At 53.3% G+C, this 21,766-nt stretch carries 25 protein-coding genes; 20 read left to right on the top strand and 5 right to left on the bottom strand.

Features of this window, described 5'->3' with window-relative positions; translation table 11 throughout:
- The first annotated feature begins 84 nt into the window (after window positions 1–84).
- The 10 genes from hfq to AAIE02_RS16520 all read left to right on the top strand — a co-directional run bounded on the left by hfq (window position 85) and on the right by AAIE02_RS16520 (window position 11,633).
- The gene (hfq, locus tag AAIE02_RS16475; protein ID WP_008453608.1) at window positions 85–396 is read left to right on the top strand and encodes an RNA chaperone Hfq; all 312 of its coding nucleotides are present in this window, start codon (window positions 85–87) and stop codon (window positions 394–396) included.
- Between the two features lie 75 nt (window positions 397–471).
- Window positions 472–1,752: a ribosome rescue GTPase HflX gene (gene hflX, locus AAIE02_RS16480; protein WP_008453606.1), complete on the top strand. Its 1,281-nt coding sequence runs from the start codon at window positions 472–474 to the stop codon at window positions 1,750–1,752.
- A gap of 210 nt (window positions 1,753–1,962) precedes the next feature.
- Window positions 1,963–3,222: an FtsH protease activity modulator HflK gene (hflK, locus tag AAIE02_RS16485; RefSeq protein ID WP_166877258.1), complete on the top strand. Its 1,260-nt coding sequence runs from the start codon at window positions 1,963–1,965 to the stop codon at window positions 3,220–3,222.
- A gap of 2 nt (window positions 3,223–3,224) precedes the next feature.
- On the top strand, window positions 3,225–4,229 hold the full coding sequence (gene hflC, locus AAIE02_RS16490) for a protease modulator HflC (RefSeq protein ID WP_008453602.1): 1,005 nt from the start codon (window positions 3,225–3,227) through the stop codon (window positions 4,227–4,229).
- 62 nt (window positions 4,230–4,291) lie between these two features.
- Window positions 4,292–4,489: a DUF2065 domain-containing protein gene (locus AAIE02_RS16495; RefSeq protein WP_008453600.1), complete on the top strand. Its 198-nt coding sequence runs from the start codon at window positions 4,292–4,294 to the stop codon at window positions 4,487–4,489.
- A gap of 102 nt (window positions 4,490–4,591) precedes the next feature.
- The gene (locus AAIE02_RS16500; protein WP_008453598.1) at window positions 4,592–5,890 is read left to right on the top strand and encodes an adenylosuccinate synthase; all 1,299 of its coding nucleotides are present in this window, start codon (window positions 4,592–4,594) and stop codon (window positions 5,888–5,890) included.
- A gap of 177 nt (window positions 5,891–6,067) precedes the next feature.
- Window positions 6,068–6,493 (top strand): nitric oxide-sensing transcriptional repressor NsrR, encoded by a 426-nt coding sequence (gene nsrR, locus AAIE02_RS16505; RefSeq protein ID WP_008460383.1) that lies wholly within the window; start codon window positions 6,068–6,070, stop codon window positions 6,491–6,493.
- 38 nt (window positions 6,494–6,531) lie between these two features.
- Window positions 6,532–8,979, top strand: coding sequence for a ribonuclease R (gene rnr, locus AAIE02_RS16510; RefSeq protein ID WP_008460386.1), 2,448 nt, complete (start codon window positions 6,532–6,534; stop codon window positions 8,977–8,979).
- Between the two features lie 179 nt (window positions 8,980–9,158).
- Window positions 9,159–9,890: a 23S rRNA (guanosine(2251)-2'-O)-methyltransferase RlmB gene (rlmB, locus tag AAIE02_RS16515; protein ID WP_008460387.1), complete on the top strand. Its 732-nt coding sequence runs from the start codon at window positions 9,159–9,161 to the stop codon at window positions 9,888–9,890.
- Window positions 9,891–9,998: 108 nt separating this feature from the next.
- Window positions 9,999–11,633 (top strand): isovaleryl-CoA dehydrogenase, encoded by a 1,635-nt coding sequence (locus AAIE02_RS16520; protein ID WP_498532908.1) that lies wholly within the window; start codon window positions 9,999–10,001, stop codon window positions 11,631–11,633.
- A gap of 15 nt (window positions 11,634–11,648) precedes the next feature.
- Here AAIE02_RS16520 and yjfN read toward each other — a convergent pair whose 3' ends face one another.
- Complete coding sequence (yjfN, locus tag AAIE02_RS16525) at window positions 11,649–11,924, bottom strand: DUF1471 family protease activator YjfN (protein WP_008460389.1); 276 nt, start codon at window positions 11,922–11,924, stop codon at window positions 11,649–11,651.
- A 157-nt stretch (window positions 11,925–12,081) separates the two neighbouring features.
- The gene (bsmA, locus tag AAIE02_RS16530; RefSeq protein ID WP_008460390.1) at window positions 12,082–12,411 is read right to left on the bottom strand and encodes a biofilm peroxide resistance protein BsmA; all 330 of its coding nucleotides are present in this window, start codon (window positions 12,409–12,411) and stop codon (window positions 12,082–12,084) included.
- Window positions 12,412–12,577: 166 nt separating this feature from the next.
- Here bsmA and yjfP point away from each other — a divergent pair, with 166 nt between their 5' ends.
- The gene (gene yjfP, locus AAIE02_RS16535) at window positions 12,578–13,306 is read left to right on the top strand and encodes an esterase (protein WP_008460391.1); all 729 of its coding nucleotides are present in this window, start codon (window positions 12,578–12,580) and stop codon (window positions 13,304–13,306) included.
- Between the two features lie 3 nt (window positions 13,307–13,309).
- Here yjfP and ulaR read toward each other — a convergent pair whose 3' ends face one another.
- Window positions 13,310–14,065 carry an HTH-type transcriptional regulator UlaR gene (ulaR, locus tag AAIE02_RS16540; protein WP_008460394.1) on the bottom strand — a complete coding sequence of 252 codons (756 nt, stop codon included), beginning with the start codon at window positions 14,063–14,065 and terminating at the stop codon, window positions 13,310–13,312.
- A gap of 118 nt (window positions 14,066–14,183) precedes the next feature.
- Window positions 14,184–15,248 (bottom strand): L-ascorbate 6-phosphate lactonase, encoded by a 1,065-nt coding sequence (gene ulaG / locus AAIE02_RS16545; RefSeq protein WP_008460396.1) that lies wholly within the window; start codon window positions 15,246–15,248, stop codon window positions 14,184–14,186.
- 358 nt (window positions 15,249–15,606) lie between these two features.
- On the opposite strand from ulaG, the gene ulaA reads away from it, so the two are divergent.
- From ulaA to AAIE02_RS16575, 6 genes are read left to right on the top strand one after another with little or no spacing between them, the layout of a single operon-like run.
- Window positions 15,607–17,007: a PTS ascorbate transporter subunit IIC gene (ulaA, locus tag AAIE02_RS16550; protein WP_008460399.1), complete on the top strand. Its 1,401-nt coding sequence runs from the start codon at window positions 15,607–15,609 to the stop codon at window positions 17,005–17,007.
- Between the two features lie 12 nt (window positions 17,008–17,019).
- Window positions 17,020–17,334 (top strand): PTS ascorbate transporter subunit IIB, encoded by a 315-nt coding sequence (gene ulaB, locus AAIE02_RS16555; protein WP_008460400.1) that lies wholly within the window; start codon window positions 17,020–17,022, stop codon window positions 17,332–17,334.
- Window positions 17,334–17,801 (top strand): PTS ascorbate transporter subunit IIA, encoded by a 468-nt coding sequence (gene ulaC, locus AAIE02_RS16560; protein ID WP_008460401.1) that lies wholly within the window; start codon window positions 17,334–17,336, stop codon window positions 17,799–17,801. Before ulaB ends, ulaC begins: the two co-directional genes overlap by 1 nt.
- Before the next feature lie 12 nt (window positions 17,802–17,813).
- Entirely contained in the window at window positions 17,814–18,464 is a 651-nt protein-coding gene (locus AAIE02_RS16565) for a 3-keto-L-gulonate-6-phosphate decarboxylase UlaD (protein WP_008460402.1), read from the top strand.
- A gap of 9 nt (window positions 18,465–18,473) precedes the next feature.
- A complete protein-coding gene (locus AAIE02_RS16570; RefSeq protein WP_498532909.1) occupies window positions 18,474–19,328 on the top strand; it encodes an L-ribulose-5-phosphate 3-epimerase in 855 nt (284 codons plus the stop codon).
- A complete protein-coding gene (locus AAIE02_RS16575; RefSeq protein WP_008460404.1) occupies window positions 19,328–20,014 on the top strand; it encodes an L-ribulose-5-phosphate 4-epimerase in 687 nt (228 codons plus the stop codon). Before AAIE02_RS16570 ends, AAIE02_RS16575 begins: the two co-directional genes overlap by 1 nt.
- A gap of 139 nt (window positions 20,015–20,153) precedes the next feature.
- Here the strand turns inward: AAIE02_RS16575 and yjfY are convergent, their stop codons facing one another.
- Entirely contained in the window at window positions 20,154–20,429 is a 276-nt protein-coding gene (gene yjfY / locus AAIE02_RS16580) for a DUF1471 family protein YjfY (protein WP_008460405.1), read from the bottom strand.
- A gap of 347 nt (window positions 20,430–20,776) precedes the next feature.
- Between yjfY and rpsF the strand changes: the two genes are divergently transcribed.
- Genes rpsF through rpsR form a run of 3 tightly spaced genes read left to right on the top strand, consistent with a single transcriptional unit; the run spans window position 20,777 to window position 21,727 of the window.
- Entirely contained in the window at window positions 20,777–21,172 is a 396-nt protein-coding gene (gene rpsF, locus AAIE02_RS16585) for a 30S ribosomal protein S6 (RefSeq protein ID WP_008460407.1), read from the top strand.
- A gap of 8 nt (window positions 21,173–21,180) precedes the next feature.
- Entirely contained in the window at window positions 21,181–21,495 is a 315-nt protein-coding gene (gene priB, locus AAIE02_RS16590) for a primosomal replication protein N (protein ID WP_008460409.1), read from the top strand.
- Between the two features lie 4 nt (window positions 21,496–21,499).
- Complete coding sequence (gene rpsR / locus AAIE02_RS16595) at window positions 21,500–21,727, top strand: 30S ribosomal protein S18 (RefSeq protein WP_000135199.1); 228 nt, start codon at window positions 21,500–21,502, stop codon at window positions 21,725–21,727.
- Window positions 21,728–21,766: the final 39 nt, after the last annotated feature.

The raw sequence follows: 21,766 nt of genomic DNA on the forward strand, positions 1-21,766 counted from the left end.
GTCAGCGTGCGCAAATTTTTACGCAGTTTTTCAGAGCTAATCGCTCTTGAGTGACAAACAACAAACATATAAGGAAAAGATAGAATGGCTAAGGGGCAATCTTTACAAGATCCGTTCTTGAACGCACTGCGTCGTGAACGTGTTCCAGTTTCTATTTATTTGGTGAATGGTATTAAGCTGCAAGGTCAAATTGAGTCTTTCGATCAGTTCGTGATCCTGTTGAAAAACACGGTCAGCCAGATGGTCTATAAGCACGCGATTTCTACCGTTGTTCCGTCTCGTCCGGTTTCTCATCATAGCAATAACACCGGCACCGGCGGTTCTGGCGGCTACCATCACGGCGGCAGCGCGCAGGCTGGTTCTGCGCCGCAACAAGACAGCGAAGAAACCGAATAAGGTTGCTTGTTGTTTTCCCGGTCGGGGGACCAGTTCAACTGCGTTCCCCGCTGGTCTTTTTGAGAGGTTATACGCTTGTTTGACCGTTATGATGCCGGTGAGCAGGCGGTACTGGTTCACATCTATTTTTCGCAAGACAAAGACATGGAAGACCTGGCGGAGTTTGAATCCCTGGTCTCTTCAGCCGGTGTCGAAGCGCTGCAGGTGGTAACCGGTAGCCGCAAGTCCCCGCACCCAAAGTATTTTGTTGGTGAAGGCAAAGCCGTTGAGATTGCCGAGGCCGTTAAGGCCACTGGGGCGTCGGTTGTGCTATTTGATCATGCGTTATCGCCCGCCCAGGAACGTAATCTGGAAGCCCTGTGCCAGTGTCGTGTTATCGACCGCACCGGGTTAATTTTAGATATTTTTGCCCAACGTGCACGTACCCATGAGGGTAAATTGCAGGTTGAGCTGGCCCAGCTTCGCCATTTGGCTACGCGCCTGGTACGCGGCTGGACTCACCTTGAGCGCCAGAAAGGCGGGATCGGTTTACGTGGTCCAGGGGAAACCCAGCTCGAGACGGACCGTCGTCTGCTGCGCAATCGTATTATGCTGATCCTTTCGCGGTTAGAGCGCGTAGAAAAACAGCGCGAGCAGGGACGCCGTTCACGTAATAAAGCCGATGTGCCGACGATTTCATTGGTGGGTTACACCAACGCCGGTAAATCCACGCTATTTAATAGAATTACCGCGGCCGATGTTTATGCCGCGGATCAGCTATTTGCCACACTCGATCCTACACTGCGCCGTATTGACGTCGCCGATGTGGGCGAAACCGTGCTGGCAGATACTGTCGGTTTTATTCGCCACCTGCCTCACGATCTGGTAGCGGCGTTTAAGGCCACTTTGCAGGAGACACGTCAGGCCACGCTGTTGTTACACGTGATTGACGCGGCCGACTTCCGGATGCAGGAAAACATTGCAGCAGTCGATACCGTACTGGAAGAGATTGAGGCGAATGAAATCCCTACGCTGTTGGTCATGAATAAAATCGATGCGCTGGATGAGTTTGAGCCGCGTATCGACAGGAACGACGAGAATGTGCCGATCCGCGTCTGGCTTTCCGCACAGACCGGTGCCGGTGTCCCACTGCTTTTCCAGGCTCTGACGGAGCGTTTGTCTGGTGAAATTGCGCAGCATACGCTGCGTTTACCCCCTCAGGCAGGGCGTTTGCGGAGCCGTTTTTATCAGCTTCAGGCAATAGAAAAAGAGTGGACAGAGGAAGACGGGTGCGTGGGGTTAGAAGTTCGTATGCCTATCGTGGACTGGCGTCGCCTCTGTAAACAAGAACCGGCACTCGCGGATTACATCGTTTAGATGTCATCAGACTGGTTCATATACCCTAAATAATTCGAGTTGCAGGCAGGCGACAAGGCCGAGAGTTCCCAGGAGCATAGCCTAACTATGTGACTGGGGTGAGCGGGCGCAGCCAACGCACCTGCGGCTTGAAGTATGACGGGTATAAATGTCCTGAAGACTATTTCCCCCTCGGGGGATATCACCGCACAACAAATATGGAGCATAAACATGGCGTGGAATCAGCCCGGTAATAACGGACAGGACCGCGACCCGTGGGGAAGCAGCAAGCCTGGCGGCGACTCTGGGGGTAACAAAGGAGGGCGCGATCAGGGGCCACCTGATCTGGATGATATCTTCCGCAAGCTGAGTAAAAAACTCGGCGGCCTTGGCGGCGGGAAAAGCGGTGGCAGCGGCGGTGGTAATGCATCGCAGGGGCCGGGCAATCCTATTGGCGGTCGAGTGATCGGTATTGTGGCTGCAGCCGCGGTCATTATCTGGGCCGCAACCGGGTTCTATACCATTAAAGAAGCCGAACGCGGTGTTGTGACCCGCTTTGGTAAATTCAGCCATCTCGTTGAGCCGGGTCTGAACTGGAAACCGACGTTTATCGACAGCGTCCAGGCAGTGAACGTTGAGTCGGTACGTGAACTTGCGGCGTCCGGTGTGATGCTGACTTCTGACGAAAACGTCGTGCGCGTTGAGATGAACGTGCAGTACCGCGTGACCGATCCACAGCGCTATCTGTTCAGCGTGACCAGTGCTGATGACAGCCTGCGTCAGGCCACCGACAGCGCACTGCGGGGCGTTATCGGTAAATACACTATGGATAAGATCCTCACCGAGGGGCGTACCGTAATTCGTAGCGATACCCAGCGTGAGCTTGAAGAAACCATCAAGCCTTACAACATGGGTATCACGCTGCTGGACGTAAACTTCCAGACGGCACGTCCGCCAGAAGAAGTTAAGGCCGCCTTTGATGATGCGATTGCCGCTCGTGAGAACGAACAGCAGTACATCCGTGAGGCAGAAGCTTACAGCAACGAAGTACAGCCGCGTGCAAACGGCCAGGCTCAGCGTATTCTGGAAGAAGCGCGTGCATATAAAGCACAAACCGTTCTGGAAGCGCAGGGTGAAGTGGCTCGCTTCGCTAAGATGCTGCCTGAATATAAAGCCGCACCGCAGATTACCCGCGAGCGTCTGTATATCGAAACCATGGAAAAAGTCCTTAGCCACACCCGTAAAGTGCTGGTTAACGATAAAGGTGGCAACCTGATGGTGCTGCCGTTGGATCAGATGTTGAAGGGCGGCGCTCAGCAGCCGGCCGCGAAGAGCGATAACAGCGCAGCGAACAATTTGCTGCGTCTGCCGCCAGCGTCCAGCTCAAGCAGCAGTGCCAGTACCTCTTCGTCCTCCTCGAGTGGCGATATCATGGATCAGCGCCGTGCCAACGCACTGCGCAACGATACCCAGCGCGTAGGGAGTGAATAACGATGCGTAAGTCTTTTGTGGCAGTAATTATCATCGTGCTGGTCGTGATCTACACCTCGCTGTTTGTGGTGCATGAGGGCGAGCGCGGCATTACATTACGCTTCGGCAAAGTCCTGCGTGATGATGAAAACAAACCGGTCGTGTATGAGCCAGGTCTGCACTTCAAGATCCCGTTCATTGAAACCGTGAAAACTCTGGATGCGCGTATCCAGACGATGGACAACCAGGCCGATCGCTTTGTAACCAAAGAGAAAAAAGACCTGATCGTTGACTCCTACATCAAGTGGCGCATCAGCGACTTCAGCCGTTACTACCTTGCCACCGGTGGTGGTGATGTTTCTCAGGCAGAAGTCCTGCTGAAGCGTAAGTTCAGTGACCGTCTGCGGTCTGAGATTGGTCGTCTGGATGTGAAAGACATCGTGACCGATTCACGTGGTCGCCTGACGTTGGACGTCCGTGACGCTCTGAACTCCGGTTCTGCGGGCACGGATGATGAAGTCGCAACGCCTGCAGCTGACGATGCCATTGCTTCCGCAGCGGCGCGTATTACTGAAGAGACCAACGGTAAAGTGCCGGTGGTTAACCCGAACAGTATGGCGGCGTTGGGTATTGAAGTTGTGGACGTCCGTATTAAGCAGATTAACCTGCCTGCTGAAGTGTCCGAGGCGATTTACAACCGTATGCGTGCAGAGCGTGAAGCAGTTGCCCGTCGTCACCGTTCACAGGGTCAGGAAGAAGCTGAGAAGCTGCGTGCAACCGCAGACTACGAAGTTACCCGTACGCTGGCAGAAGCCGAGCGTGAAGGGCGTATCTCTCGTGGTGAAGGTGATGCTGAAGCCGCGAAGCTGTTTGCTGATGCGTTTAGCCAGGATCCAGACTTCTACGCCTTTATCCGTAGCCTGCGTGCTTATGAAGCCAGCTTCCAGTCTAATCAGGACATCATGGTACTGAGCCCGGACAGCGACTTCTTCCGTTACATGAAAACGCCAGCCAATAGCTCACGCTAATCGCTGAGTAATGAGAAAGAGCCGGTTTACCGGCTCTTTTTTTATGCCCGTAAAGGATGATTATGAATTCAACAATCTGGCTGGCGCTTGCGCTGGTTTTGGTACTCGAAGGCCTGGGACCGATGCTTTATCCGCGCATTTGGCGGCGAATGATTCTGGCTATGGCGCAATTACCGGACACGCTATTGCGCCGTTTTGGCGGTGGTCTTGTGGTTGCTGGCATTGTTATCTACTACATGTTGAGTCGCGCCAGTAGCTGAGTGAAATTTATCCGGCAGAAACTGATTTTGTATACTAAAAGGGCTGTTCATCTGAGAAACCGATGGTAGAATCCATTTTTAAGCAAACGGTGATTTTGAAAAATGGGTAACAACGTCGTCGTACTGGGCACCCAATGGGGTGACGAAGGTAAAGGAAAGATCGTCGATCTTCTGACTGAACGGGCTAAATATGTTGTGCGCTACCAGGGCGGTCACAACGCAGGTCACACTCTCGTAATCAACGGTGAAAAAACCGTTCTTCATCTTATTCCATCAGGCATTCTTCGCGAAAACGTCACCAGCATCATCGGTAACGGCGTTGTGCTGTCTCCAGCTGCGCTGATGAAAGAGATGAAAGGCCTGGAAGACCGCGGTATTCCAGTACGTGAGCGTCTGCTGCTGTCAGAAGCTTGCCCGCTGATCCTTGACTACCACGTTGCGCTGGACGTTGCGCGTGAAAAAGCTCGCGGCGCGAAAGCTATCGGTACTACCGGTCGCGGCATCGGGCCGGCTTACGAAGACAAAGTGGCCCGTCGTGGCCTGCGCGTTGGCGACCTGTTCGACAAAGCCACCTTTGCAGACAAGCTGAAAGAAGTGATGGAATACCATAACTTCCAGCTGGTGAACTTCTACAAAGTTGAAGCCGTTGACTACCAGAAAGTGCTGGACGATGCGATGGCGGTTGCCGACATTCTGACCAGCATGGTTGTGGATGTCTCTGACCTGCTGGATCAGGCGCGTCAACGCGGCGACTTCATCATGTTCGAAGGTGCTCAGGGTACGCTGCTGGACATCGACCACGGTACCTATCCGTACGTAACCTCCTCTAACACCACCGCAGGTGGCGTTGCGACCGGCTCCGGCATCGGTCCGCGCTATGTGGATTACGTTCTGGGTATTATCAAAGCTTACTCCACTCGCGTGGGTGCTGGTCCGTTCCCAACTGAACTGTTCGATGACATCGGCGAATTCCTGTGCAAACAGGGTAACGAATTCGGGGCTACTACCGGTCGTCGCCGTCGTACCGGCTGGCTGGATGCGGTTGCCGTGCGTCGTGCCGTGCAGATCAACTCCTTGTCCGGCTTCTGCCTGACCAAGCTTGACGTCCTGGACGGCCTGAAAGAAGTGAAAATCTGCGTAGGCTATCGTATGCCTGATGGTCGTGAAGTGACCACCACGCCAATGGCTGCGGATGACTGGGAAGGTATCGAACCGATTTATGAAGTGATGCCAGGCTGGTCTGAAACCACTTTCGGCGTGAAAGAGCGCAGCGGTCTGCCGCAGGCAGCGCTGAACTACATCAAACGCATTGAAGAAGTCACCGGCGTACCGATTGATATTATTTCAACCGGCCCGGACCGTACTGAAACCATGATTCTGCGCGATCCGTTCGACGCATAATGATGTCACGGGGTGTGGTTTCACACCCCGTATCGCTTTCTTCCCGCCGCTTTATTCATCATTCCAATCAAATAAATTAGCTGGCAACCATATGGCTGGTTTATCATCAATATGTACCTGCCTTAAGGTACAACTTGCCTTACGCAAAGCGTTTCCCCTCCCACCCATGAGGTTGATGTGCAGTTAACGAGTTTTACTGATTACGGTTTACGTGCTTTGATTTATATGGCTTCTCTTCCCGAAGGGAGAATGACCAATATCTCTGAAGTCACAGAGGTGTACGGCGTGTCCCGTAATCACATGGTGAAAATCATCAATCAACTCAGCCGCGCGGGCTATGTTATGGCCGTGCGAGGAAAAAATGGCGGCATTCGCCTTGGTAAGCCAGCGGAAACGATCCGCATTGGCGACGTGGTGCGCGAGCTGGAGCCGCTCTCATTGGTGAACTGTAGCAGTGAGTTTTGTCATATCACCCCCGCCTGCCGACTCAAACAGGCTTTGGCTGAGGCGGTGCAGAGTTTCCTTCAGGAACTGGACAAGCACACGCTGGCCGACCTGGTGGACCAAAACCAACCGCTCTACAAATTACTGCTGGTGGAATAATCACTATTCCATCTGCGGATGACAACGGAGGACCCGAAATGTCAAAAGATCCTTTCCAGGAACGAGAAGCCGAAAAATACGAAAACCCGATCCCAAGCCGGGAGTTTATTCTCGACCATCTCTCAAAACGTGAAAAACCGGCCAGCCGCGAAGAGCTGGCGGAAGAACTAAAAATCTCCGGTGAAGAACAGCTTGAAGCTTTGCGCCGCCGCCTCCGTGCGATGGAGCGTGATGGCCAACTGGTCTTCACCCGCCGCCAGTGTTACGCGCTGCCGGAACGCCTGGATCTGCTGAAAGGTAAAGTGATCGGGCACCGCGACGGATTCGGTTTCCTGCGCGTTGAAGGAAGTAAAGACGATCTCTATCTTTCATCCGAGCAGATGAAAATGTGCATGCATGGCGATCTGGTGCTGGCGCAGCCGCTCGGCGCGGACCGTAAAGGCCGCCGCGAAGCGCGTATTGTGCGAGTGCTGGAGCCAAGAACCGGGCTGATTGTTGGCCGCTACTTTACCGACGCAGGCGTAGGTTTTGTGGTGCCGGACGACAGCCGCCTGAGCTTCGATATTCTGATCCCGCCGGAAGCGCTGATGGGCGCCCGTATGGGCTTTGTGGTGGTGGTCGAGCTGACCCAGCGTCCGACCCGTCGTACCAAAGCGATCGGTAAGATTGTTGAAGTGCTTGGCGATAACATGGATACCGGCATGGCCGTTGATATGGCGCTGCGTACCCATGAAATTCCGCACGTCTGGCCGAAAGAAGTTGAAGCTCAGGTTGCAAAACTGAAAGAAGAAGTGCCGGAAGAAGCTAAAATCGGCCGTGTTGATCTGCGCGATCTACCGCTGGTGACCATCGACGGCGAAGACGCGCGTGACTTTGACGATGCCGTATTCTGCGAGAAAAAACGCGGCGGTGGCTGGCGCCTGTGGGTTGCGATTGCCGACGTAAGTTACTACGTTCGTCCCCCTACGGCGCTGGATAACGAAGCCCGCAATCGCGGGACGTCAGTTTACTTCCCGTCGCAGGTAGTACCGATGCTGCCGGAAGTGCTTTCAAACGGCCTGTGTTCCCTCAACCCGCAGGTTGACCGCCTGTGTATGGTCTGCGAGATGACCATCTCCGCGGCAGGGCGCCTGACGGGCTATAAATTCTATGAAGCGGTGATGAGCTCCCATGCGCGCCTGACCTACACCAAGGTCTGGCATATGCTGCAGGGCGATCAGGAACTGCGCGAGCAATATGCGCCGCTGGTTAAACACATCGAAGAGCTGCATAACCTCTACAAAGTGCTGGAAGTTTCTCGTGCTCAACGCGGCGGTATCTCGTTTGAAAGCGAAGAAGCGAAGTTTATCTTCAACGCCGAGCGCCGCATTGAGCGCGTCGAGCAGACCGTGCGTAACGATGCACACAAACTGATCGAAGAGTGCATGATCCTCGCTAACATCTCGGCGGCGCGTTTTGTCGAGAAGAATAACGAGCCAGCGCTGTTCCGCGATCACGATCGCCCAAGCAACGATGCGATCACCGCGTTCCGTTCGGTGCTGGCTGAGCTGGGCCTTGAGTTGCCAGGCGGGCAAAAACCAGAACCGCGTGATTACGCCGATCTGCTGGAATCTATCGCCGATCGCCCTGACCACGAAATGCTGCAAACCATGCTGCTGCGCTCGATGAAACAGGCGATTTACGATCCGGAAAACCGGGGGCACTTTGGTCTGGCGCTGCAGTCCTACGCGCACTTTACTTCGCCAATTCGTCGCTACCCGGACTTGTCCCTGCACCGCGCCATTAAATACTTACTGGCAAAAGAGCAGGGGCATACCGGGAACAGCACCGAATCCGGCGGCTGGCACTACAGCATGGAAGAGATGCTGCAGTTGGGTCAGCACTGCTCGATGACCGAACGCCGCGCTGACGAAGCGACTCGCGACGTAGCGGACTGGTTGAAGTGCGACTTTATGCAGGATCAGGTCGGCCAGGTATTCAACGGCATTATTGCCAGCGTAACAGGCTTCGGTTTCTTCGTGCGTCTGGACGATTTGTTTATCGACGGCCTGGTTCACGTCTCGACGTTGGACAACGACTACTACCGCTTTGACCAGATTGGTCAGCGCCTGATTGGCGAATCCGGCGGGCAGACTTATCGTCTGGGCGACCGCGTTGAGGTTCGGGTGGAAGCTGTACACATGGACGAACGTAAAATCGACTTCGCGTTGATCTCAAGCTCGCGTGCGCCACGTGGCGAAGGTAAAACGGCAAAAGACAAAGCGAAGCGAGGCGGAAAGGGTGGTGCGCCATCTAAGCGCCGTCAGGCAGGCAAGCGCGTAAACTTCGAGCCGGACAATGCTTTCCGTAAAGAGAAAGACGGAGCGAAAGCAAAGAAAGAGAAGGCTGGAAAGAAACCGAAGAAAGCCAAAGCGCCGTCTGACAAAACCCGTAAAATAGCCGCAGCAACGAAAGCGAAGCGCGCCGCGAAGAAGCAGGCGAGCTGATATTACCCTCACTCTGGCGTATTCCCTCCCGGAGAGGGAGAGGGGGCAAACAGAACGATAATGTATGCTTTTATCGTTTTCCCCCTCGCCCCTTTGGGGAGAGGGCCGGGGTGAGGGGAAAAATCCCGATTATGAACAAACCAACACGGGCGAACCCTCGTCTGCAATGAGTGATATCGATGAGTGAAATTATTTACGGCATTCACGCCGTCCAGGCCCTGCTTGAACGTGCTCCGCAGCGTTTTCAGGAAGTCTTTATCCTGAAAGGTCGCGAAGACAAGCGCCTGCTGCCGCTGATCCACGCTATTGAAGCACAAGGGATCCCGGTGCAGGTGGCAAATCGCCAGTGGCTCGACGAGAAAGCCGAAGGCGCGGTACACCAGGGTATCATCGCCCGAGTGAAGCCGGGCCGCCAGTATCAGGAAAACGATTTGCCTGACCTGATCGCCGAACACGAACGTCCGTTCCTGCTGATCCTGGACGGTGTAACAGATCCGCATAACCTTGGTGCCTGCCTGCGTAGCGCAGACGCGGCCGGTGTGCATGCCGTTATCGTCCCGAAGGATCGTTCCGCGCAGCTGAATGCGACGGCAAAAAAAGTTGCCTGTGGCGCAGCGGAGAATGTGCCGCTGATCCGCGTCACCAACCTGGCCCGCACCATGCGTCTGCTGCAGGAAGAGAACGTCTGGATCGTCGGCACCGCCGGTGAAGCGGACCATACTCTGTTCCAGAGCAAATTCACTGGCCCGATGGCGCTGGTTATGGGCGCAGAAGGTGAAGGCATGCGTCGTCTGACCCGCGAGCACTGCGATGAGTTGGTCAGCATTCCAATGGCCGGGACCGTTTCTTCTCTGAACGTGTCCGTTGCCACCGGCGTTTGCCTGTTCGAAATCGTGCGTCAGCGCGGCTAAGCCACATCATCTGAATGGGGTGGAAACACCCCGTTTGTGATCCCCCTCCGCGCAGAACCCGCATCTCCGTCCATACTTACTGGCATTGCCACAGATGGAGGGAACAGCATGCGCTGGCAAACTCACACCGTTTTTAATCAACCCAAACCCCTCAGCAACAGCAATCTTTTTCTTTCAGACATCCCGTTGCGAGAAGCTGTCGTCCGTGAAGGGGCTGGCTGGGATGTTGAACTGCTGGCCAGCATCGGCCAACAGCTGGGATCTGCAGAATCTCTGGAGCTCGGCCGCCTGGCAAACATCAATCCGCCGGAGCTGCTGCGGTTTGACGCCAGCGGAGAGCGCCTGGACGACGTTCGTTTTCACCCCGCCTGGCATTTGCTGATGCAAGGCCTGTTTGCTAATCGGGTTCACAACCTGGCCTGGCAAGAAGATGCTCGTCAGGGCGCTTTTGTTGCCCGTGCGGCTCGGTTTATCCAGCATGCTCAGGTTGAAGCGGGCACGCTTTGCCCGATTACGATGACGTTTGGGGCAACGCCACTGCTGCTACAGCACTTACCCAAAGTATTTGAAGGCTGGCGCAAGCCCTTGCTGAGCGATCGCTATGATGCACATTTGCTGTCGGGTGAACAAAAACGTGGTTTGCTGATCGGTATGGGAATGACTGAAAAGCAGGGGGGATCTGATGTGCTGAGTAACACGACTCGCGCGGAACCGCTGGCTGGCCGAGGGGCCGGTGAGGCTTACCGGCTGGTGGGGCATAAATGGTTTTTCTCCGTGCCGCAAAGCGATGCGCATCTGGTGCTTGCTCAGGCTAAGGACGGACTGTCGTGCTTCTTCTTACCGCGTATTCTGCCGGACGGCCAGCGCAATGCCGTTCGTCTTGAACGGCTCAAGGACAAGCTGGGCAACCGTTCAAACGCCAGCAGTGAAGTCGAGTTCTGTGATGCCACGGCCTGGCTTATTGGTGAGGAAGGCGAAGGCATTCGTCATATTTTGAAGATGGGCGGATTTACCCGCTTTGACTGTGCGCTGGGGAGTCACGGTCTGATGCGGCGAGCACTCTCCGTGGCCTTGTGCCACGCCCTTCAGCGGCAGGCCTTTGGCAAAACGCTTATCGAACAGCCGATGATGCGTCAGCTACTGGGAAAAATGGCGCTGCGGCTTGAAGGCCAGACGGCTTTTCTTTTCCGTCTGGCGCGAGCGTGGGAGTCGCCGGACAATGCTCTACAGCTGGCCTACAGCCGTTTGTTTACCCCGGCCGCGAAATTCAGCATCTGTAAAGCAGGGATCCCTTTTGTGGCAGAAACGATGGAGGTGCTGGGTGGCGTGGGCTACTGCGAAGAGAGCGAGTTGCCTCGGTTATATCGTGAAATGCCTGTAAACAGCATCTGGGAAGGATCGGGCAATATTATGAGCCTTGATGTGCTGCGCGTGTTCGCCAAACAGCCTGCGGCAATGGAGATGCTGTGCAGCGAATTTGATGAGGTTAAAGGGCAAAACCGGCATTTCGATCGCAACTGGCGGCAGTTGCAGCAGCGTTTGCGGAAGCCTCAGGAGGAGAGAGGCAGAGAAATTACTCAGCAGCTGGCTAATCTCGCCTGTGGGGCACAATTACTTAAATCACTTTCACCCCCGGCAGCGGAAGCCTGGTGCCGTATGATGCTGGATGAACGGGGAGAATCGCTTTTGCCCGAGCAGGTCATCAATGACGTGCTGCTGCGGGCAACGGGAGGCGTGGCTTAATAAAATCGCGGGCCTTTACGCGTAGAGAATGGCCTGCGCTCGCCAGCTATCGGCCAGAGAGTTTTCCTGCATCTGAATAATGCGGTACCAGGAAGCGCCTTGCTCGTCAGCTTTCAGCGCGATCATACGTTCGACGTCCTGAGGGCTGCCGGCAATGTTATTGACCGAAATTAATCCGATTTCATTGAGGCCCGTTACGCAGTCCGCGCTGGCAAACTCGGCGGACTGCGCCAGCGTCGGAATGAGGCCAACAGATAACAGCAGTGTCGTTAAGGCAAGGGATCGTTTCATTGTCAGTTCCTTATCATTTTACCCCGAAGTGACAGGGCAATCCTTCGCTTACTCAAAGCTGACCCCGCTTCCTGAGGGCGAGGTCCATTGTGCATAAGAAACGATCAAGCGGCGAAAAGCTGTGTAAATATCAATAAATAACGGCTATCGGCCTCGGCTATTTTCGATACAAAATAGCCTGTGAATACCACTGGCCTGGGATAACCGTCTCATCATTCATAATGATGAGATAATAATCGGCTTTTGCTGCTGCGGCTTTCTTCTTAATAATGGCTTCTGAGTCCATCGGAGAGCCACGTACCACGGCGGTCACGGTGCCTATTTTTGTTAATTCCGCAGTCTGAGTGCGCTGTACTTCCTGCGGATAATTCGTCGGCGACGGTGCTGGTTGCGGTGTACCCTGAAGCACGCTGCAGGCGCTGAGTAAGGCTGCCAAAAATAGTACGGATAGCCGTGGCATGATGGTTTCTCGTTTCTTGACGATCATAGTGTAGTTCCGGGTTTGGCCGTGCAAAGGGGGAATGTTCCCGATTTGTTATCTCAGGCGCGCTTTTGGCTGACTTTCGAATGAAAATCGCTAGCTAGATCTCATCGTTACAATAATCCCTAATCTGCGTTACTTTCCCTGATATTTCGCCGGAGGAGAAGAGAAGATGATCGAAATTTATAATGAGCGGTTTGCCGATGTTGAAGTGCTGCACGCGGTCCCTGCCAGAATGAAGCAGTCCCCGCTGCCGACGGTTATTTTCTATCACGGGTTTACCTCTTCAAAACTGGTCTATAGCTATTTCGCTGTGGCGCTGGCGCAGCGGGGATTTCGTGTTGTCATGCCTGATGCGCTCGATCATGGCGCTCGATACAGCGGTGACGCTCACGCTCGCCTGCAGAAGTTCTGGCCGATTTTAAAAAACAGTATTGATGAATTCCCGGCTCTCTATCAGGCATTAATCAACTCCGGCGGTGTTGCTGAGGGGAGACTTGCCGTGGGAGGGGCTTCTATGGGGGGCATGACGGCGCTGGGGATTATGGCGCGGCAGCCTGAAGTCCGCTGCGTTGCCTGCCTGATGGGATCTGGCTATTTTACGACGCTCGCCCAGACGCTGTTTCCACCTTCGGTGGAGGTACGTGACAAGATTATCGTCAGTCTGAAGGATTACGATGTTGGCGAGCAGCTTGAAGCGCTAAGCAACAGGCCGTTACTGCTCTGGCACGGTGAAGAAGATGATGTTGTGCCCGCCGTCGAAACGTTCAGGTTGCAGCAGGCGCTGGGGGCGAACAAGCTGGATAAAAACCTGACTTGCGTATGGGAAGCGGGCGTCAAACATCGCATTACGCCCGAAGCGTTAGACGCCACAAGCCAGTTTTTTGTCCGGTACCTGTAAGCACTAAACCAGGATGACTTTGATGCCACGTTCCTGAAGTTTTAACACGACTTCAGGATCGGCCTGCTTGCCGGTAATGACCAGATCTATTTGATCTGTGCGGCTGAACAGCATTCCAGCCCGTTGCCCGACTTTGCTGCTGTCAACCAACACCACCAGTTTGCCCACCACTCCCAGCATCTTCTGCTCTGCCATTGCGGTTAGCATATCGGTTTTATACAAACCTTCGGCGGTCAGTCCCTTGCCACTGGTAAACATCCAGTGTCCGGCATACAGCGACGTTTCATTCTCCTGTGGCCCGAGGGTGATAGAGTGGCTTTTATTGTACTGCCCCCCCATGATAACCACGCTGTCATGCTCCTGTTCGATAAGATAATTTGCCAGCGGTAAGTAGTTGGTAATGATTTGTACCGGTTTACTACAAATCTGTTGGCCGAGCAGAAAGGCTGTGGAGCCGCAGTTGATAACAATGCTTTCACCTGGGCTGACCAACTGAGAAGCCGCGCGGGCAATCCGTACTTTTTCATCATGGTTTTGAGCCTGATGAATGTTCATCGGCGACCAGCGCGGACGCTGCTCACTAACGGCTTCCGCACCGTTGCGGACTTTTTTCAGTTTGCCGCTCTCGTCGAGTTTATTGATATCACGCCGAGCCGTTGCGGGAGAGATTTTCAGCCGGGATATCACTTGCTCCACGGTGACAAACCCCGTTTGTGCAAGCAAATCCAGTAAAATTTGATGTCTTTGCGCTTCCGTCATGAGCAAATCCGATTAAAAGTGATAAGCAAAGATAATATTTAAAATCAGATGAAAATACTAATGTGGACGGAAAGAAATTCCGACGAGCGGTTTGTATTGACCGCTCGCCGGAGACATCTTACAGGAAGGACTTAAAGGGCAGATCGGGTTCCAGGGTGAAGCAGTCATCGAACCCACGTGGATAGTGGTATTCGTAGTTGTCTTTGTCCAACGGCCAGGTGAATTTCCCCCCAACCTGCCAGATGAAGGGCTTAAAGTGATATTTCAGCCGATCTTTCTTCATTTCCCACAGCATGCGGATTTCCTGTGGGTCGGCCTGGAAATTTGACCAGATATCGTGATGGAACGGGATGACCACTTTGGCGTTCAGTGATTCGGCCATACGCAGGATATCCGCGCTGGTCATTTTGTCGGTAATACCGCGTGGGTTCTCGCCATAGGAGCCCAGAGCCACATCGATTTGGTGCTCGTTACCGTGTTTTGCGTAGTAGTTAGAGTAGTGAGAATCACCGCTGTGGTACAGCGTGCCACCCGGCGTTTTGAATAAGTAGTTCACTGCGCGCTGGTCCATCCCGTCCGGCAGCACCCCCGCAGCTTTTTGATCGACCGGTAACGTGATCAGCGCGGTACGGTCAAACGCATCGAGCGCATGGATTTCAATATCTTTTATTTTTATAACGTCGCCGGGTTTTACCACGATGCAGCGTTCTTTCGGTACACCCCAGCCAATCCACAGATTAACGCAGGTTTGTGGGCCAATGAACGGTACGTCATCAGCACAGTTCTGCATGACTGCGGCGGCAACGTTCACATCAATGTGATCATTATGATCGTGCGTGGACAGTACGGCATCGATCTGGCGAATGGCGAATGGATCCAGAACAAACGGTGTAGTACGTAGGTTGGGTTGGAGTTTCTTCACGCCCGCCATGCGTTGCATTTGATGGCCTGTTTTCATCAGCGGGTTGCCGTGACTTTGCTTACCTGTTCCGCACCAGAAATCGGTGCAAATATTGGCCCCGCCTTCTGATTTCAGCCAGATGCCTGTACAGCCCAGCCACCACATGGCAAAGGTGCCCGGCGCAACCTGCTCTTGTTCAATTTCTTCATTCAGCCAGCTCCCCCATTCCGGAAAGGTACTCAGAACCCATGATTCACGGGTGATCGTGTTCACTTTATTCATCGTTTTCACTCCTTTTTAATTCAAAATAAATCATATTTTGATTTCGTTTGATTTAAAGTGGCACTATTTGATTCAACTTGCAATAGCCTGATAGCGGTATTTCGACTTGAAAACGGCAGCGTAAATCTATCTTTATGTTGGTTTGATATCGACGATCTGTGGTTATTTCATTGAATTTAATGATTTATTTTCTTTGCTTTGAACGGCGGTGATAATCCATTCTCATCCTATGGAAATAATTTGCGTGATGCATCACAAATAATCAAATTTGATCTTTTGGTGATCATTTGTGATTGCTAGAGTGATGGCACCCACCACGAAGGGATTGCCCCTCGCGTTCTTATTTCTGGAGAGAGTTATGGAGATCCTCTACAACGTCTTTACCGTGTTCTTTAATCAGGTCATGACTAACGCCCCGCTGTTGCTGGGTATCGTGACGTGTCTGGGCTACATCCTTCTACGCAAAAGCGTCAGCGTCATCATTAAAGGCACCATCAAAACCATTATTGGTTTCATGTTGCTGCAGGCGGGTTCCGGCATTCTGACGAGCACTTTTAAGCCCGTGGTGGCAAAAATGTCGGAAGTGTATGGTATCAACGGCGCGATCTCTGACACCTATGCGTCAATGATGGCAACTATTGAGCGTATGGGTGATGCCTACAGTTGGGTGGGATATGCCGTACTACTCGCGCTGGCGCTGAACATCATTTACGTTCTGCTTCGCAGGATCACAGGCATTCGCACCATCATGTTGACCGGCCACATCATGTTCCAGCAGGCGGGGTTGATTGCCGTTGCTTTCTATATCTTCGGCTACCCAATGTTGACGACGATTATCTGTACTGCAGTGCTGGTGTCGCTCTACTGGGGCATTACCGCCAATATGATGTTTAAGCCGACGCAGGAAGTGACTGACGGCTGCGGTTTCTCTATTGGCCATCAACAGCAGTTTGCCTCCTGGGTGGCTTATAAAGTCGCGCCGTATCTTGGTAAAAAAGAGGAGAGCGTTGAAGACCTCAAGCTACCGGGCTGGCTTAATATTTTCCATGACAACATCGTCTCTACGGCGATTGTGATGACCCTCTTCTTCGGTGCCATTTTGCTCTCCTTTGGTATCGACGTTGTCCAGGCGATGGCGGGCAGCACCCACTGGACGGTCTATATCCTGCAAACCGGTTTCTCGTTCGCCGTGGCTATTTTCATCATCACTCAGGGCGTGCGTATGTTCGTCGCCGAGCTGTCCGAAGCGTTCAACGGTATTTCCCAGCGTTTGATTCCTGGCGCAGTGCTGGCGATTGATTGTGCCGCTATCTATAGCTTTGCGCCAAACGCCGTAGTTTGGGGCTTTTTGTGGGGCACCATCGGCCAGTTGATCGCCGTCGGTATTCTGGTGGGCCTCGGTTCTTCCATTCTGATTATTCCGGGCTTTATCCCAATGTTCTTCTCGAACGCCACCATCGGCGTCTTTGCTAATCACTTTGGCGGTTGGCGTGCTGCGCTGAAGATTTGTCTGGTGATGGGGATGATTGAAATCTTTGGCTGTGTCTGGGCGGTAAAACTCACCGGCATGAGCGCCTGGATGGGGATGGCCGACTGGTCAATTCTGGCACCACCGATGATGCAGGGCTTCGCCTCTGTCGGACTGGTCTTTATGGCCGTCATCATTCTGATTGCTCTGGCCTATATGTTCTTCGCTGGCCGTTGTTTGCGAGCGGAGGAAGATGCGGAAAAACAAACAGCAGAAGTTTCTGCTCGCTAAGGAGTCTCGATTATGACCGTACGTATCCTGGCCGTGTGTGGCAATGGGCAAGGGAGTTCCATGATCATGAAGATGAAAGTGGACCAGTTTTTAACTCAGTCAAATATTGACCATACGGTAAACAGTTGCGCGGTGGGGGAATACAAAAGTGAACTCAACGGCGCGGACATCATCATCGCATCCACGCATATCGCGGGAGAAATCACCGTAACAGGCAATAAATATGTTGTTGGGGTGCGAAATATGCTCTCGCCTGCTGATTTTGGGCCAAAACTGCTGGAGGTGATCAATGCTCACTTTCCACAGGATGTGAAGGAGGGCAGCTAATGAAACTACGTAATTCGCTGGCAGACAATAACACCATCCTTTTACAGGCTGAGGCCCGTACCTGGCAGGAAGCGGTAAAGCTGAGTGTTGATCTGTTGGTTAAGGCTGACATTGTTGAGCCGCGTTATTACCAGGCCATTCTTGATGGTGTTGCGCAGCATGGTCCTTACTTTGTGATTGCGCCAGGGCTGGCGATGCCGCATGGCCGCCCGGAAGAGGGGGTCAAGAAAACCGGCTTCGCGCTGGTGACGCTAAAAACGCCTCTGGTGTTCAACCATGAAGATAATGATCCGGTCGATATTCTTATCACCATGGCGGCCATTGACGCCAGCACCCATCAGGAAGTGGGCATCATGCAGATCGTCAATCTGTTTGAAGATGAGGCTAATTTTGACCGTTTACGTGCCTGCCGCACCACGCAGGAAGTACTCGATTTAATTGATAATGCCACTGCGGCGGCTGTTTAAAAGGAGCATCAAATGTCATTACCAATGTTGCAGGTTGCGCTGGATAATCAATCAATGTCTTCCGCATATGAAACAACCCGCCTGATTGCCGATGAAGTGGACATCATTGAAGTTGGTACCATTCTTTGTGTGGCTGAAGGTGTACGCTCCGTTCGCGATCTGAAGTCGCTCTATCCGCAAAAAATTGTGCTGGCTGATGCCAAAATTGCCGATGCCGGTAAAATTCTTTCCCGCATGTGTTTTGAAGCGAGCGCCGACTGGGTAACCGTTATTTGCTGTGCGGATCTTAACACCGTCAAGGGCGCACTGGATGTGGCGAAAGAGTTTGACGGTGACATACAGATTGAACTGACAGGCTACTGGACGTGGTCGCAGGCGAAGGCGTGGCGTGATGCGGGCATCGCGCAGGTGGTTTATCACCGTAGCCGTGATGCACAGGCGGCCGGTATGGCGTGGGGCGAAGCAGATATCAATGCCATTAAATGTCTGTCTGATATGGGCTTTAAGGTCACCGTAACCGGCGGCCTGACGCTGGAAGATTTGCCGCTTTTCCAGGGGATTCCGATTCACGTCTTTATTGCCGGTCGCAGCATTCGCGATGCGGCTGCACCTGCGGAAGCGGCACGGCAGTTTAAACGTTCTATTGCCCAGTTGTGGGGCTAAGGAGCGGTTATGCTGTCGAAACATATTCCTCTCGGCATCTATGAAAAAGCACTTCCCTCCGGGGAGTGCTGGCTGGAACGCCTGCGGCTGGCGAAAACACTCCTTTTTGACTTCGTCGAGATGTCGGTTGATGAAACCGATGCCCGATTGGCTCGCCTGGACTGGCGCAAAGAACAGCGCCTCGCTTTGATCAACGCGATTGCCGAAACCGGTGTGCGTGTTCCTTCTATGTGCCTCAGTGCTCATCGACGTTTCCCGCTCGGTAGCGAAGACGATGCGGTACGGAACCACGGTCTGGAGATCATGCGCAAGGCGATTCAACTGGCACAGGATGTGGGCATTCGAGTTATCCAACTGGCGGGTTACGACGTGTATTATCAGGAGGCCAATGACGAGACGCGCCGACGTTTTCGCGAGAGCCTTAAAGAGTGCGTCGAAATGGCAAGCCGCGCGCAGGTGATGCTGGCGATGGAAATCATGGATTACCCGCTGATGAATTCAGTCAGTAAGGCATTGGGCTATGTCCATTACCTGAATAATCCGTGGTTCCAGCTCTATCCTGATATTGGCAACTTGTCCGCGTGGGATAACGATGTGCAGATGGAGCTACAGGCCGGGATGGGGCATATCGTCGCAGTGCATGTGAAGGATGCAAGGCCAGGTGTGTTTAAAAGCGTGCCGTTTGGTGAAGGCGTGGTTGATTTCGAAGGTTGTTTTGAGACTCTCCAACAGAGTGGCTATTGTGGCCCCTACCTGATTGAAATGTGGAGTGAAACGGCCGATGACCCGGCAGCAGAAGTGGCGCGCGCGCGCGATTGGGTGAGAGCGCGGATGGTGCGGGCTGGACTGGGGGAGGCATCATAATGCAAAAGCTCAAACAGCAGGTTTTTGACGCTAATATGGATTTACCGCGCTATGGCCTGGTGACCTTCACCTGGGGCAACGTGAGTGCCATTGACCGCGAGCGTGGGCTGGTGGTCATTAAACCCAGCGGCATAGCCTACGAGATCATGAGTGTGGACGATATGGTGGTGGTGGATCTGGAGGGCAATGTGGTGGAAGGTAAGCTCCGTCCTTCTTCCGATACGGCTACGCATCTGGCGTTGTATCGCCACTATCCGCGTCTTGGCGGCGTGGTGCATACCCACTCGACGCATGCTACGGCCTGGGCGCAGGCCGGTCTTGCCATTCCTGCGCTGGGCACGACTCATGCGGACTACTTCTTTGGCGACATCCCGTGCACCAGAGCGTTAAGCGCCAGTGAAGTTGAAGAGGATTACGAGCTGAACACCGGGCGGGTGATCATTGAAACGCTGGACGTAATGGAGCCACTGCATACGCCGGGAATTGTGGTGTTTCAACACGGGCCTTTTGCCTGGGGCAAAGATGCTCATGATGCGGTGCATAACGCGGTCGTTATGGAAGAAGTCGCCAGAATGGCGTGGATTGCTCGCGGCATTAATCCCCTCCTTGGCCGCATGGATGATTACCTGATAAACAAGCATTTCATGCGTAAGCATGGTCCGAATGCCTATTACGGGCAAAAGTGAACGCGTGTGTTGGATGTTAAAGCCGCTGTCACCAGCGGTATTGGGGCGTTATCCAAAAAAAGCCCCCGCAAGCGGGGGCAAGTCAAACATGGATTTTTAGGTCGTGGTGTCTTCTCTGGTGTTTACGCGTACTCTCAAACTACCGGTAGATGTCAGCGCTGACGTGCATATTGCCGTTGCTGCCCGGTTCTCTCATGATTATCGTGTGATAAAACTTCGCGTTGTGCTGGTCAGCATCCTGTTGAATGGCCGATTCCGCTTCAGAAACGGTAGCGAAGTTGTGGTTGATGTAAATAACGCCCAGGCTCTGAACGTCGTCCATATTTCTGGCCTGGCGGGCGTCGATTTTTATAGCTGCGGCCGCATTTGCGCTAAAGAGCAGAACAGCGGCAAGGGCAATAACGATATTTTTCATGATGCGCTCCACTACAACAAACCTGAAATCCGTGGTCGTCGCTCCTGTTAATGGCTGTGGCGGCCTGTTACCAATAAGTGTAATTCCTGATGGTTGAATAAAAAGTGACCATTTCTGATGGTCTCTTTCAAAATATTTTGACGATCTGCTGCTTTGTTTTGAAATTCACAGGCTTAGCCATTCCCCCTGTCATAAAGAGAATTTATTTGCCTGCGGCCTTGAGTTTGGCGGCCTGGGTAAGTATGATTACGCGTCAATTTTTCAGCCGCAATTCAAACACGTTCCTTGCTTCCATGGGCCGCGGCTGACCCTGACAGGAGGCTGAATAATCCGTAAGGAGCAATTCGATGCGTCATTACGAAATCGTTTTTATGGTCCATCCTGACCAGAGCGAACAGGTTCCGGGCATGATCGAACGTTACACTGGTGCAATCACTGCAGCAGCAGGTACGATCCACCGTCTGGAAGACTGGGGCCGCCGTCAGCTGGCTTACCCGATCAACAAACTGCACAAAGCTCACTACGTTCTGCTGAACGTTGAAGCTCCGCAGGAAGCGATCGATGAGCTGGAAACTAACTTCCGCTTCAACGACGCCGTTATCCGCAGCATGGTTATGCGCGTTAAGCACGCGGTTACCGAAGCATCTCCAATGGTTAAAGCGAAAGACGAGCGCCGTGAGCGTCGCGATGATTTCGCTAACGAAACCGCTGATGATGCAGATGCTGGGGATTCTGAAGAGTAATTCTGATGATGGCCAACCGCCTGGCGTTGTCTGGCACAGTGTGCAAGACGCCCCTTCGCAAGGTCAGCCCCTCAGGAATTCCTCACTGCCAGTTCGTGCTTGAGCACCGTTCTGTGCAAGAGGAAGCCGGTCTTAACCGGCAGGCATGGTGCCGAATGCCAGTGATTGTTAGCGGGCACGCGAACCAGGCCATTACTCACAGTATAACGGTCGGTACGCAAATCACGGTTCATGGGTTCATTACTTGTCATCAGATGAAAAATGGCCTGAACAAAGTGGTCTTGCATGCCGAGCAGATTGAATTGATAGATTCTGGAGACTAGCCATATGGCACGTTATTTCCGTCGTCGCAAGTTCTGCCGTTTCACCGCGGAAGGCGTTCAAGAGATCGACTATAAAGATATCGCTACGCTGAAAAACTACATCACCGAAAGCGGTAAGATTGTCCCAAGCCGTATCACCGGTACCCGTGCAAAATACCAGCGTCAGCTGGCTCGCGCTATCAAACGCGCTCGCTACCTGTCTCTGCTGCCGTACACTGATCGTCATCAGTAATCGGTCACGGTCCATTAATACGACTTTGAGAGGATAAGG

This window comes from Cedecea sp. Ae19-4, from assembly GCF_059801165.1.